The sequence below is a fragment of the Chloroflexota bacterium genome, assembly GCA_020850535.1.
In the GTDB taxonomy this organism is placed as follows: Bacteria; Chloroflexota; UBA6077; order UBA6077; family JACCZL01; genus JADZEM01.
The window spans coordinates 1-13,515 of record JADZEM010000207.1; the positions used below are offsets into that span (position 1 = coordinate 1).

Consider the following 13,515-nt stretch of genomic DNA (forward strand, 5'->3'; position numbering starts at 1 on the left):
CAGCCATACTGGCGGATCGAGTCTGCGCCGAGCGGGAGCTACAGCTTCCCGGTCTGCGTGCCGCGCGGCGTCCAGATCGCTGGCTCGTGGGGGTTCGCCTCCACGACGCCAGACGTGGTTGAGAACGCCTGTCTCTTTCAGGCGGCGCTCGAGCATCGGAGCGGGTACGCGCCACTCGGGACCTCTGGCAGCGGCAATGTCGGCTTGTCGGACCACTTCGCCAGCGACGTTCGCCTGACGGGCCTGCACCCGGTCACCCGCCGGCTGCTGGAAGCGTACCGCCGTCCTGCGGTGGGCTGACGATGCCAAACCGGCAGGTCAGCATCACCGTCTCCATCGACCGGTGGAAGGAGCTTTCGGCAAAGCTGAAGTCTGACGAGCTGCTGGCCGGGCCATGGACGGCGGCCATGCAGCAGGTCGCGAGCATCGGGCTGCGGGCGTGGCAGGGCGCGTCGCCAGTGGCCAGCGGCCGGATGCGAGCCAGCATGAAGTCGAAGGTGCAGGCGAAACCTGTCCCTCGCTGGGTGGCTTTCAGAACCTCGGCCACGCGCAGCAGCAAGCGGTACAAGCGCTACCGCTACCCGGGTCGTCAGGAGTACGACCCGAAGTCCCGGAATAAGGGCCGGCTGAAGAAAGCCCTCGACGGGGTCATGGGCCAGATTCAGGGCGTGCTTGGCACGGCGGCCAAGGCAATCGAGGCGAAATGGAGGGCCTGAGCGTGTGGCATGGCGTGGACCATCCGTCCGGCCTCGTTCTGGCGACGATGGGCAGCGTTGCCGTCACGGTGCTGATGCAAGCTCCAGGGGTCGGGGCGGCGTGGGATCGCCTCGCGGAGGTGGCGCCGTTGACGGCCGTTCTTCTGGCCGGGCTGTGGCTGCTGTTCAAAGCGTACCGGGCGCTGGTGGAGCGCCTGATTGTGGTGATCGACGCCAACACCAAGGCGCACACCGAGACGGCGATGGCGATCCGCGAGACCGCCGAGCGGATCCGTGAGATGCGCTCGGAGCTGACGGAGCACAGCAACCGGATCGACCGATTGGAGCACCCCGGGAGGCAGCGGTCATGAACACGGTAGACGCGTTGAAAGTGCTGCTGGTCTTCGCCAATGGGCTTGCGGCATTCGTTGCCGCCTACCCCGGGACGGACCTTGATCCGATGGCGCGGCTCGCCTGCGGCGCCGTGGCTGCCGGCTGCGGAGCCGCGCTGCTGCTCATGACCCCGCCCGGCAAGGCTGAGAGGTTCAGCGCGAAGCAAGTCGACCAATTGACGGACGCGCTGCTCAAGAAGTCGGGCAAAGCTCAGAGCCATGGTTAGTCTTGCCGTGCGCCGCCAGGAGATCGCCGCTGCCCTCAGCACCGTAGACGGGCTGCGTGTCGACCCTGAAGGCCTCTGGACCGACCGCACCAACTACCCGACAGCCCTGATCCGCCCTGCCGACGACGCCGAATTGGCGACCTTTGACGGCATGTGGCGGACCCCCCTCGAAATCACCGTGGCGGTCTCAGCAGCCGGCGGCCTGGCGCGTGGTCAGCGCACGCTCGACGAGCTGCATGACGCTGTGATCGGCGCGTTCAACGACAACCTGCCAGCCTGCGGGGTCATCCGCAGGCTGGCCTACGGCGTCCTGGAGATCGACGGGACCGAGGTCTTTGGGGCCGTGTTCCGCGTGGAGTATCTGGACTGATGCACGCCGAGTGTTTTGCCTGGGTGCGCAACACCATCGAACAACTGCCGGCCAGACGGCGGGTGGTTGAGATCGGGGGGCGCAACATCAACGGCAGCGTTCGACCGCTCTTCGCGGGAGCCGAGTACACGGCCGTTGACGTGGCTCCTGGCGCCGGGGTGGACGTGGTCGAGGACGGGGCAACCTACCAGCCCGAGGCACCGCCCGACACCGTCGTCTGTTGCGAGGTGCTCGAGCACGCGCCAAACGCCGAGCAGATCGTGGCGAACGCCGTGCGGATACTCGCGCCGGGCGGCCTGCTGATCCTGACCTGCGCGACCGATCCGCGCCCGCCGCACTCCGGCCACGATGGCGGCGGCCTCCAGGCGGGCGAGCACTACCGCAATGTGCCGATGGCGGACGTTGAGCGGTGGCTCCGGGCGGCGGGCGTCGAGACGGTCCGAGGCCACGTCGACACTCAGCGTGGCGACCTGATGGTGGAGGCCTGGAAGTCGGGCCGGAGCCAGCAGGAGAACCTTCGCCTGCTGCTGGTGCATCCCGGGGCCGATTGGAGCACCGCCGACGTGTTCGACGGCTACCGTGCGGCGCTGCTTGACCTGGGGCACACGGCTGCGGCGTTCAACCTGCATGTGCGGCTCGCGCGGGCTGATGCCTGGCTGACGTGGAATTGGCGACGGGCCGGCAAGCCCGATCCGAAACCGAGCCGGGGCGACGTCTACTACCTGGCCGGCTGCGATGTTGTGTCAGCTGCGCTGCAAGGCAACGTCGATTGGGTCGTGATTTTCACGGGCAGCTACCTGCACCCGGATACGCTGGTTCAGCTGCGGCGGGCAGGGCGGCGCGTGGCGCTGGTGCTGACCGAATCGCCGTACGAGGACGACTGGCAGCGACGGATCATCCCGTATGCGGATGTCGTTTTCACCAACGAGCGGGCGTCTGTCAACGCGCTGCGGACGACGACGCCAAACGTCTACTACCTGCCGCACGCCTACGACCCGGCGCGTCACCGGCCCGACCTGGCCGACGATCCAGATGTGCCAGCCCACGACGTGGTCTTCGTGGGTACAGGGTTTCCAGAGCGGCTGGAGGCCCTGGCGGCCGTCGACTGGACGGGCATCGACCTGGGCCTCTACGGCACCTACGAGCTGCTCGGCTCGCGGTCAAAGCTGCGCCAGTACGTGCGGGACGGCGTCATTGACAACGCCCGCGCAGCAGCCCTCTACCGCAAGGCCAAGATCGGGCTGAATCTCTACCGGCAGTCCGTGACGTGCCACCGCGAGAGCCCGCGCATCCTGGGCGCGCAGAGCATGAACCCGCGCGCCTTTGAACTGGCGGCCTGTGGGGCGTTTCAGATCTCCGACGCGCGGGCCGAGGTTGCTGAAGTGTTTGGGGGTCTCGTGCCGACCTTCACCGACCCGGCCGAGCTGGGGGCGCTGGTGCGCCGCTGGCTGGCCGACGACGCCGGCCGTGCGGCGATCCGTGCGGCCGTACCTGAGCGGATTGCCCGCTCGACGTTCGCCCACCGTGCCGCCCAGGTGGCGGCGTTCCTCGCGGCCATTCAGAGCGAGATGGCCGCGACTGTGAGGAGGGGTGCCTGATGGCAGCCTACGCTGGTCGTAAGGGCGTGGTGTACCTGGCGCCCGATGGGTCTGGGGCCGCTTCGGCCGTGCTGAAGGTGAGCAAGTGGTCTCTCGACCGCCAAACCGACAAGATCGAGGTGACGGCCTTCCAGGACCTGAACAAGACCTACGTTCAGGGCCTCCCGGACATGAAGGGCACGTTCGAAGCGTACTACGACGACACCGAGACCAAGATCTTCGCGGCGGCGGCATCGTCGGCGGCGGTTCGGATGTACACGTACATCTCGTCAGACGCGGCCTCGAAGTACGCCTACGGCCTGGCCTGGCTGGACGCGAGCATCGAGGTTGACGTGAACGGCGCGGTGAAGGTCTCGGGGTCGTTCGTGGCGGGCGGCTCGTGGGGCATCAACTTCTGATGTCCGAGGGATCGAGTTTCACGATCAGGGGGGTTGCCGGCCGGCTCAAGGCCGGCAGCCACCTTGCCGCCGAGATTCACGGCTGGACGGCCGTCAGGCAGCCTGACGGCCGCTGGCGGATCTCGGCCGAGCGCCACACGCCAGACGCGTACTGGCTGGAGAACGGCACGACGTTCAAGGCCGTGCTCCAGGTTGGGAAGAGCGAGCAGCTCGGGCGGGCCGAGATCCTCAGTTTGAGCCCGCTCGTGTTCAACATGGAGATCTCTTGAGTAGCAAACCACAGTTCTTCGTGGGCGAAGAGACCGCGATCATCGACCTGGGAGACGGCTTCTGGGTTGAGCTGAATCGAGAGCTTGACTACGGCCAGGAGTCAGAGCTTGAAGGCGCCGCGATTCGCGACGTCGGCGTTGACGGCAATGGCCAGATGAGGGCCGAATTCTCGCTCAATGGACAGCGAGGGCTGATGCTGGCGCTGTACATCGCGGACTGGAATCTCGTCAGTCCGAAGGGAAAGCCGGTACCGCTGCCGGACAACCTTGCCGAGCGCCAGAAGGCCGTGCTGCGGCTGCGGCCAGCCTGGGGCAAGCGGATCGTGGCGGAGATCGAGAAGCTCCGCGCTGACGATGGCGAGCCGACCGCCATCGCGGTGCCAGCTGACGAGGATGGGGCAAACCCTACCTGACCTGGCGCCGCATCCGCGCCAGAAACGCCGTCGTTGTCGCCAAGTGGCTTGGCTGCAGCTACCTTGACGTACTTCGGACGCCTGAGCGCGTCGTCCGCCAGGCGATTGAGCTGATCGCCGACGAGGCCCGCGAGATCGAGCGGGCGCAAGGGTAAGCCGATGGCATCGAACGCAGAGCTGGCCATGATCATCAAGGCCCAGGATCAGGCCTCGGCCGTCCTGGGCAAGGTCGGCGGTGAACTGGTCAAGCTTGGTGAGTCCGGCGCTGGCCTCGGCGGCAAGCTCAAGGGCGTCGCGGACAGCATCGCCAGCCTGACGGCCGGAGCGGCTGTTGCTGGCGTCGGCGGACTTGCGGCGGCGTTCACCGGGGCCGTCACGGCGGCCGCAGGCTTCGAGCAGCAGATGAGCGCCATCGCAGCGGTGTCAGGGGCGAGCGCCTCCGAACTGGCCCAGCTGCAAGAAGCGGCGCTCAAGCTCGGCGCAGAGACGTCGTTTTCGGCGAAGGAAGCGGCGGCCGGCATCGAAGAGTTGGTGAAGGCTGGCGTCTCGGTCAAGGATGTGCTCGGCGGGGCTGCGGCCGGGGCCCTCAACCTCGCGGCTGCCGGCGGGATCTCTGTGGCGGAAGCGGCTGAGATCGCCAGCAACGCGCTCAACGCCTTCGGGCTCAAGGGCGAGGACATGGCCCACGTGGCCGATGTGATCGCAGGGGCGGCCAACGCCTCCGCAATCAGCGTGAAGGACTATCAGTTCTCGCTGTCGGCGGCTGGCGCCGTGGCCGCAACGGTGGGCGTGTCCTTCGAGGATCTGAGTACGGCCATCGCTGCGCTCGGAAACGCCGGCATCAAGGGATCTGACGCGGGGACCAGCCTGAAGACCATGCTGATGAACCTGCAGCCAAGCACCAAGGCGCAGATCGCCGAGTTTGAACGGCTCGGCATCGCAACGGTCAACTCCGGCGAGGCGTTCGCTCAGTTGAAGGCAGCGCTGCTCCAGACGTCAGCAGGACAGCAGGCGTTCGACAAGCTCTCCAAGAGCAACACGCTCACGGTCGAGAACCTCTGGAAGGCCGCCGACAAGCTTGGCCTGTCCGTGGTGGCTGGCTCCAGTTCGTTTGAGCGGTGGCTCGCCGTCTCTGGCAACCTGGGCAACTCCTTCTTCGACGCCACGGGTAAGGCGAAGCCGTTGGCCGAGATCGCTGGCGTGCTGCAGACCGCTCTGGCGGGCATGACCGAGCAGCAGAAGCTGGCGAGCCTGGAGATCCTGTTTGGATCGGACGCGATCCGGGCGGCCGCCATCCTGGCAAAGGAGGGCGCCGAGGGCATGAACGAGCTGGCCGCCGCCATCGGCAAGGTGACCGCCGAGCAGGTTGCCAAGGAGCGACTGAACAACCTGGCCGGCGCGATGGAGCAGCTCAAGGGGAGCGTTGAGACGGCCGCAATCACCTTCGGTCTGGAATTCCTGCCCGTGCTCAAGGAGATCGTCGAGGCGATCACCGAGATGGTCAACGGAGCTATTCCCTCGCTGAAGACGGCGGGGGAGCAGGCTGCGGCTACGTTCCGCTCGTGGCTTCCGGCGATCAAGGAGGCGGCGCTGGCGCTCTGGGAGCACCGCGAGGCCATCGGCCAGGTCGTGGCTGCACTTGCAGGCATGGCGATCCTGATCACCGTGGCATCGTGGATCGGGAGCCTCGCGGCGATCCTCAACCCGTTCGGGATCATCCTGCTGGCCATCACGGCGAGCATCGGGGCGCTTGGGGCGGCGTGGATCACGAATTGGGGCGGCATCCGCGACTCGACCATGGCCGCGTGGGAGGCGATCCAACCGGCGCTCGCTCAGGCCGTGGACTGGCTCGGCGTACAGCTCGCCGCAGCCCTCGACTGGCTGACAACCACGGGCTGGCCGCTCATGTTGGCCGCAGCAACAGCCGTGGCCGCGTGGGTGACACAGACGCTGATTCCGGGCATCACGGCACTGGTGGACTGGCTCGGGCCGAAGCTCGCCCCCGTGGTGCAGTGGCTGTTTGAGACAGGCTGGCCGGCGCTCGTCGAGGCCGGAAACGCTGTTTCCACGATGGTGCAGGCTGTCATCCAGTTCTTCACGGACTTGTTCACCGAGATGGAGAAGCGCGGGGTCTTCACGGATCTTCACGGAATCTGGACGCAGGTGGTCGAGATCGGCGGGAAGCTCTGGCCGGTGGTGCTGGAGATCGTGGCGGCCATTCGGGGCCTGATCACGATTGTCGGCACATTCCTGGTCGGCCCGGCCCTCGGTCTCTACAACTGGATGGGCGAGGTCAATGGCAAGTCCGTCCTGGTTCAGGGGGTCATCAGGGGCATCACCGACACGATCAAGCTGCTTGGCAGCGTGATCTCTTCTCAGCTGAGCATCGTGAGCCGATTCCTCGATCTGCTGAACGACCTCTCACGAATCCGTCTCCCCAGCTTCAACCTGACCGGATCCGGAATCTCTGGGCGGGCGCACGGCGGCCCGGTTGACGCCGGCACCCCCTACATCGTCGGCGAGCGCGGGCCGGAGCTGTTCATCCCGAACGAAAGTGGGCGCATCGAGCCGCGGGTGTTGGCGCCCGTCGCTGCGATCAGTCCTACACGGCAGATCGCAGCGACGGGCGCGGCAGGCGGCTACGACGAAGAGCGGCTTGCCACCGTGATCGCGCAGGCTGTGGGGGCCGCCGTGGCAACCACGCGCCCGGTCATTGCCCAGGGCACCAGTGACGAGCTGCTGCGCCAGGTGCGGCGAGAGCTTGACCGCGAGGCCAGAGACCTCGCCGCGCTGCGAGGGGTGATCTGATGCCACGAGGCCGGTACTACGACGTCATTTTCTACAAGGACAGCACTTCCGGCGCGTTCAAGCCGGCCGCAAACCCGTCCGTCACCGTCTACGAGAACGGCACGACGACGCCGCTTGCAGCCACGATCTACGCAGCCCCCACCGGCGGCACGACCCTGAGCAACCCCCTCACCGGTGACGCCAACGGCGTGGTCGAGTTCTACCTCGAGGATCCGCAGGACGTGAGCCTGCTGGTCACGGCCACGGGACTCGGCTCGGTCACGAAGCCGGCGGTGCCGGTCATCTCCTCCGCGAAGGATCTTGAGGCGTCGTCAGCAACCATCTCGCTGTCCGGGACACGGACGCTGCTGGCCAAACACGCAGACGAGAGCACCTACGGCGGACTCTGGTACGGCAAGCAGGCCGGCAACCGGTTCATGTTGTCGCTCAACAATCAGAGCGACAACGCGACCGTGACCGAGAACACGAGCTTTCTGGTCACGCAGACGCAGGCAACGCACTACGTCACGGCCCTCTTCGGGATCGAGGTCAGCGCCGGCGGGGCCGACTCCGGGGCCCTCCGGGCAACGGCAGCGCAGCGGGTGGCCGGCAGCAGCAACTACCGCGCCGGCGAGTTCCACACCTTCCGGTACGCACCGGCCAGCGCCGGCGACACCTGGGGACTGCAGATCGGCGTGCATACCGAGGTCACTGGCGCCAACCTGCTGCACAACGTCGGCATCTACCTCACCTCAGACGGGATTATCGGCACGCCGATCACGGCGGTTCGCGCCGACACGGGCATCCTGGTCGCCGGGAACCCAGGCTGGAAGCACGCGATTCGCTACCTGGATACAGACGGCAGCACGCTGCTGTTCAACGTCGACCAGAGCGGCCACACGACGGCCGGGAATGTCGTGCCGAGAACGGCCAGCACGTACTCGTTGGGAGCAGCCGGCAACCGCTGGCTCGCGGCCTATCTCGACAACCTGCTGATGACGGCTGGCTCGGCATCAGCTCCAACCGTCGCTTCCCGTGTCAGCACGACGGACGGCCTGTACTGGCCGGGGGCAGGACAGGTCGCGCTGACGGTCGGCGCGACCGACCGGGCGATCCTGTCAAGCTCCGGCCTGACGCTGGACGATCCGATCATCCTGCCGCAGATCGCCACGCCGTCTGCGCCCGGCACGGCGCTGACCAGCGTCTACAGCAAGACCGGCGGCGGGCTGTACAGCCGCGCCAACGGCGGCAGCGAGAAACAGCACAAGGCCGGCGGGCAGTTCGGCTTTGCCTCTGGCACGACCAACAGCCCGACGACCACCAGCATCTCGTACAGCGACCTGGCCGAGATGTCGGTCACGATGACGACGACCGGCGGCGATCTGCTCTGCTGGTTTGCCAGCGCGTTCGCGCACTCCGACGCGACGAAGGCAATCCAGATCGCGTTCAGCCTCGACGGGGCAGCCGAGGTCGGGGCGTTCAGTCTGAATGAGGCTGTTGCCAACAAGACGTTTCTCGGGGTCGGATTGTGGCGCTTCACGGGCGTGTCGGCCGGCTCGCACACCGTCAAGATCCGCTGGCTGACGGACGGGGCGACCGCGACCGCCAACGGCACGCAGCGGCAGATCCTCGTGCTGGAGACGCCGTCATGACTCCCGGCACGCATACCAATCACAGGCCCCTAAACGGGGCGACATTCTGCTTTGAGGAAAGGGACACACCCCATGATTGACCCGGTTGCCGCACGACTGATCGAGGACGTCGCAGAGCTCAAGCTCTCAAACAAGTTCAACCTGGCGCAGATCGTCACCAGGCTTGAGCGCCTGGAGGCTGAGGCCGAGCAGGCCAAGACGGACCGCGAGCAGGCAGAGCGCGAGCTGGCGCGTCTGCGGGCCGTGTTGGACGAAATGGCGGAGTGAGATGCCGATTGTTCTGCCGCCCCTGGCAACCGCAGGCCCGATCGTTTTCGAATGGATCGATCCAGGCAATGTCACGCGGAACCTGAGCGGCGCGTCCGGGGTGAAGGTCCGGTTGGGAACGCGCGGCATGGGCTTGCCGCGCGTCTCGCTGGTGGAGGACAAGCTGCCGCACGATCCGGGGTCCTTCCTCCGGTACGCGGGCATCACCCCCAGAGTGATCGAGCTGCCGCTGCTGATCAGGGCGGAATCCGCCACGGCGCTCGAATCGCTGATGGACTCCGTGTTTGCCTGGTTTGCCACAGCAGACGAGCAGACGCAGACGCCTGGCTACCTCCGCGTCACGTTGACAGGGGGCACGCAGCGGCAGATCGCGTGCTACTACGCGGGCGGCCTTGAGGGCGCCAGCGCGCAGGCGCAAGCGGGCAACTACTGGCTGACCGCCACAGTGGAGCTTCGCGCGGTGGACCCCTGGCCCACCGACATCACCGATACCTCGCAAACGTGGACGACTGCCTCGCTGCCAAGCGTGACGATCATCAACCCTGGACAGCTCGACGCGTTCCCGGTCTGGACGATCACCGGGCCGGTGGCCAGCGGCCAGATCGTCGCCAACAGCACGACCGGCAAGTCGTGGACGCTGAACGTCGCCATTGCAGAGCCCGGCCTGGCCTCAATCATTGACACCAGGCCGTCCAATCAGCGCCCGGGCCTGGTCGCCAGGCGTGCAGACGGCCTGACCCTGTTTCCGTTCGTGGCCGCAGACTCCGAGTTCTGGCACCTGCAGCCGGGGGCGAACAACCTGACGATCACGCTGACCGGGACCGGCAGCAACACGCGCGTTGCGGTCTCCTACCGGGCGCGCTATCGCAGCCTGCTGGCGGTGGGGTAAATGGCTACACCGGTGTATCGCCTGTACCACCGTGACGGCGTGTATGACCGCGTTGACGAGTTCACCGACTGGATCGCGCTGAAAAGCATCACGCGGTTCAACGACGTCGGATCCTGGAGCCTGGAGATTCTCCGGGCGTCGCCGTCCGCCCAGATCATCACCCGCCAGAGCGGGATCATTCTGACCCGGGACATCCTCGACGGCAGCGGCGAGCAGACCATCTTCAGCGGGCGGCTGACCCGCCTCTCGATCACGGCGCAGACCCTCAGGCTTGAGGGCTACGACGATCTGGGGCTCCTGCGAGCGCCAGCGCTGCCGACGCCGAGCGGACCGCCCTACACGGACGAGTACGCGGTGCATGGGCCAACTACCGCGTCGACCGTCATGAACCAGCTGGTGCATGCGAACATCGGCACGGGCGCCCGCATAGATCGGCGCGTCACCGGATTGACCGTAGCGACGGACCCGGTGCTCGGAGCCTCCGTCACCTCGCGGACGAGGTTCGACTCGCTAATCGAAGAGTTGCGCCGCCTGGCGGTGGCCGGCGGAGGACTCCGGTTCAACCTCCAGCAGGCCGACCCCGGCCACGCGTCCCCGAACACCCTGATCTTCAGCGTCACTGAGGCGCAGGACCGGACCGCCGACGCCAAGTTCAGCATTGAGCTGGGGACGGCGTTGGACTTCGAGGATGTCTGGGAAGCTCCGCCCTACAACTACCTGTACGTGCTTGGCGGTGAGGAAATGGGGGCCGACCGGCCGGTAACCGAGGGCGGGGACTCGACGTCCATCACCGAGGTTGGGCTACAGATCGAGGCGGTCCTCGACGCCCGGGGGGCGCCGAACGACGCCGAGCTGACGCAGAAGCTCACGGAGGGGCTGGACGGGGCGAAGCCCTCCCGCAGGGTGACGCTACGGCCCTTCGAAAATCCGTCCATCGTCTACGGCGTCAGCTACGACATGGGCGATCTGGTCCAGTTCGTGATCGACGGGACGGCCTACCCGGCGGTGGTCCGTGAGGTCATGATCGAGTGGAAGCCGGACGACGGTATCCGGATCACGCCGACAATTGGCGACCCCGGGTCGAGCAACGATCCGGCCATCGTGCAGCATTACCAGACGCTCGCAACCCGGGTCAGCTACCTGGAAGCGAACTGGAACCTGCCCCCCATCACGACGGCGGCCATCGGTGACATTGGCACCCTTCGGCTCACGGCTGCGGCTGCCGCCTCGACGGGCTGGCTGCTGTGCCAGGGCCAAACCGTCAGCAGAACGACGTATGCGGCCCTGTTCGCGGTGCTCGGCACGACCTTCAACACGGGCGGCGAGTCCGGCACCGTCTTCCGGCTGCCGGACATGCGCGGGCGCTTTGCGATGGGGGCGAGCGCAACGTACACGCGCGGGCAGTATGGAGGCGCTGCGACCTACGACATGACGCACATTCACCCACACAATCACGGGGGCACGACGAACAACAGTACTGATATCAACACGGATATGGGCGCTGGCTCCGGACAGCGCAACGCGGTGAACCATGAGCACCCGATTGATTCGGACTCTACAGTTGGTGGAAGTGCCACCCAGAGTGTGCTCAACCCGTACCTGGCACTGAACTACGAGATATTCTCCGGGGTGGTCTGATGGCCGATCCGTGGCGCTGGTGGTCGGCCGAGCGGATCGCTGCCGTCACCGGCTGCCCGGTCGCCAACGTCCGCGAGCACTGGCCGATCCTGGCGGAGGCGCTTGCCCAGCGCGGCATCTGGGAGCGGGACATCGCCCGGGGCGTGCTCGCGACAGTCGCCATCGAGACGGCCTCGACGTTCCTGCCGCTGCACGAGTACGGCACTGAGGCCGATTGGGCCGGCTACAGCGGCGGCCCGATCTACGCCGGGCGCGGGTACGTGCAGCTCACCCACGACTACGGGTACCGGGCGGCCGGGCAGGCGCTCGGGCTGGATCTGCTCGGGAATCCTGATCTAGCGCTCGTGCCGCAGATCGCCGCCGACGTGCTGGCGTGGTATTGGGCCAGCAAGACCATTCCGAGCAAGGACGGCAAGAGGTCGTGGACGCTGGCGCAGCTCTGCCGCGAGCGGGATTGGCTCTGGGTTCGAAAAGCGGTGCAGGGCGCCACGGCGGGCCTGGGCAAGCTGCTGCAGATCGTGAGAGACCTGGGTGATGGCATGACACAGCTACGGGTGACCGATGACGGCGTCAGACTCCGCGAGCGGCCGGACCTGCAGGCTCCGATCCTGTATGAGGCGCGGGCCGGCGAACTGGTCGAGCCGCTCACCGACCACGCCTGGCGACAGGTGCGGGCGGGGGATCGCACGGGATGGATGGCCGCCGAGTACCTCGAATCCGTGCAGGGCGAATCTACGGAAACTGCCCATTCCAACATTCGGAGTTTCGACCCGAACACGCCGACCGAGCTGCAGCGGCAGGACTGGACGTGCTCGATCAGGGCCACCATGTGGCTCCTGAAGTCGCTGGGCGTAGCCGTCACGCCAGAGGAGGCGCAGGACGCCATGTCGCCGCGCTACGTGCGGCCGGATGTGGGTCTCCTTGACGCCTCGGGGGCGGGCATCGTCCAGGTGCTGCACGACGTGTGGGGGATCGGCGCGTACAACGACGCCTCAGCCACGTTTGACGAGGTTCTCGCGGTGGCCGGGCGCCAGCCGGTGGCGATGGGCGGGCGCGCTTGGAACCACTGGACGGCTGTGCGCGGGTGGGACGGCCCGCCCGGGGTCGAGCGGCTGCTGCTGGCCAACCCGGGCGGCACCGGGCCGCGCTACGGCCAGCAGACGCTCAGCCGCCAGCAGTTCGCGGACCTCGGGCCGTTCTCGATGGTCGTCGTGCCGCTCGGCTCGTGATCGTCCTCTCCCGCGAGACGGTGGCCCAGCTGGTGGCGGCTGGGCACGGCGTGCTGCCGGTGCTGATCGTCCACGGCCAGGACACAGCGGCCTGGGCGCTCAGCGAGGCTCTGCACGCGGCAGAGACGGCGCTCGCCGATGACGACCGCGCGGAGGACGTGGTAGACTGATCGTGTGAGCGCGGCAGCACGGCGATATGACGTGCAGCCTGAACGAGATGCAGCCGCAAGGATCGTCGAGGCGTCGCAGGGCTGTGCAATCGGATGGGGTCTTGGCGGCCCCTGGCGAACCGAAGTTAGGCGAACCCTCCCAGAAACATTCAGGCGCAGCCAGCCGGGGCAGGACCGGCCCACACTCACTCTCCGTGGTAGACTGACACCGAAGCACCGTGCGCCGAAAGGCCCCCTCCTGCCACTGTCCGGCAGGAGGGGGCCTTTTGATATCCCCGAGCGGGGCGGCCGTCGTGCGGCCTCACTCTCTCCTACTCGCGGCGGCCGGACGGCTCTGCACCAGTGCGGCGACGGTCAGTTACTGTGCGTGTCGCGCTCAGCCTCCTGCACCTGGCGGCGGTCACCAGCCGCGAGCCATTTCGCGTGCCAAGTTGGTCGAAGAGACCGGCGCAGCGCCCCCATCACGCCTCTGACCAGGGTAGCCGACTCCTTACCAGAGTAGGCAGCGTGGCATCATGAAA

Annotated in this window: 16 protein-coding genes; all 16 read left to right on the forward strand. The window is 67.0% G+C overall.

Translation table 11 applies throughout. From position 1 onward, the window contains the following. Positions 1–300: hypothetical protein (locus IT306_29195; protein ID MCC7372525.1), on the forward strand; the 300-nt coding region annotated here is incomplete at its 5' end. A gap of 2 nt (positions 301–302) precedes the next feature. After that, positions 303–716: a hypothetical protein gene (locus IT306_29200; GenBank protein ID MCC7372526.1), complete on the forward strand. Its 414-nt coding sequence runs from the start codon at positions 303–305 to the stop codon at positions 714–716. A 2-nt stretch (positions 717–718) separates the two neighbouring features. Next, positions 719–1,066 (forward strand): hypothetical protein, encoded by a 348-nt coding sequence (locus tag IT306_29205; protein ID MCC7372527.1) that lies wholly within the window; start codon positions 719–721, stop codon positions 1,064–1,066. Further along, positions 1,063–1,314 carry a hypothetical protein gene (locus tag IT306_29210; GenBank protein ID MCC7372528.1) on the forward strand — a complete coding sequence of 84 codons (252 nt, stop codon included), beginning with the start codon at positions 1,063–1,065 and terminating at the stop codon, positions 1,312–1,314. Before IT306_29205 ends, IT306_29210 begins: the two co-directional genes overlap by 4 nt. Next, positions 1,307–1,684 (forward strand): hypothetical protein, encoded by a 378-nt coding sequence (locus tag IT306_29215; GenBank protein MCC7372529.1) that lies wholly within the window; start codon positions 1,307–1,309, stop codon positions 1,682–1,684. The genes IT306_29210 and IT306_29215 overlap by 8 nt, the downstream gene beginning before the upstream one ends. Beyond that, positions 1,684–3,282 (forward strand): glycosyltransferase, encoded by a 1,599-nt coding sequence (locus IT306_29220; GenBank protein ID MCC7372530.1) that lies wholly within the window; start codon positions 1,684–1,686, stop codon positions 3,280–3,282. Before IT306_29215 ends, IT306_29220 begins: the two co-directional genes overlap by 1 nt. Continuing rightward, on the forward strand, positions 3,282–3,680 hold the full coding sequence (locus IT306_29225) for a hypothetical protein (protein ID MCC7372531.1): 399 nt from the start codon (positions 3,282–3,284) through the stop codon (positions 3,678–3,680). The genes IT306_29220 and IT306_29225 overlap by 1 nt, the downstream gene beginning before the upstream one ends. Next, entirely contained in the window at positions 3,680–3,949 is a 270-nt protein-coding gene (locus tag IT306_29230) for a hypothetical protein (GenBank protein MCC7372532.1), read from the forward strand. The genes IT306_29225 and IT306_29230 overlap by 1 nt, the downstream gene beginning before the upstream one ends. Next, on the forward strand, positions 3,946–4,362 hold the full coding sequence (locus tag IT306_29235) for a hypothetical protein (GenBank protein MCC7372533.1): 417 nt from the start codon (positions 3,946–3,948) through the stop codon (positions 4,360–4,362). Before IT306_29230 ends, IT306_29235 begins: the two co-directional genes overlap by 4 nt. Positions 4,363–4,521: 159 nt before the next feature. Beyond that, entirely contained in the window at positions 4,522–7,170 is a 2,649-nt protein-coding gene (locus IT306_29240; GenBank protein MCC7372534.1) for a phage tail tape measure protein, read from the forward strand. Continuing rightward, positions 7,170–8,801, forward strand: coding sequence for a hypothetical protein (locus tag IT306_29245; GenBank protein MCC7372535.1), 1,632 nt, complete (start codon positions 7,170–7,172; stop codon positions 8,799–8,801). Before IT306_29240 ends, IT306_29245 begins: the two co-directional genes overlap by 1 nt. Before the next feature lie 72 nt (positions 8,802–8,873). After that, on the forward strand, positions 8,874–9,068 hold the full coding sequence (locus IT306_29250) for a hypothetical protein (protein ID MCC7372536.1): 195 nt from the start codon (positions 8,874–8,876) through the stop codon (positions 9,066–9,068). Between the two features lies 1 nt (position 9,069). Then, the gene (locus IT306_29255) at positions 9,070–9,957 is read left to right on the forward strand and encodes a phage tail family protein (GenBank protein MCC7372537.1); all 888 of its coding nucleotides are present in this window, start codon (positions 9,070–9,072) and stop codon (positions 9,955–9,957) included. A 957-nt stretch (positions 9,958–10,914) separates the two neighbouring features. After that, on the forward strand, positions 10,915–11,595 hold the full coding sequence (locus IT306_29260) for a tail fiber protein (protein ID MCC7372538.1): 681 nt from the start codon (positions 10,915–10,917) through the stop codon (positions 11,593–11,595). Beyond that, the gene (locus tag IT306_29265; protein ID MCC7372539.1) at positions 11,595–12,824 is read left to right on the forward strand and encodes a hypothetical protein; all 1,230 of its coding nucleotides are present in this window, start codon (positions 11,595–11,597) and stop codon (positions 12,822–12,824) included. The genes IT306_29260 and IT306_29265 overlap by 1 nt, the downstream gene beginning before the upstream one ends. Beyond that, the gene (locus IT306_29270; protein MCC7372540.1) at positions 12,821–12,994 is read left to right on the forward strand and encodes a hypothetical protein; all 174 of its coding nucleotides are present in this window, start codon (positions 12,821–12,823) and stop codon (positions 12,992–12,994) included. The genes IT306_29265 and IT306_29270 overlap by 4 nt, the downstream gene beginning before the upstream one ends. Positions 12,995–13,515: the final 521 nt, after the last annotated feature.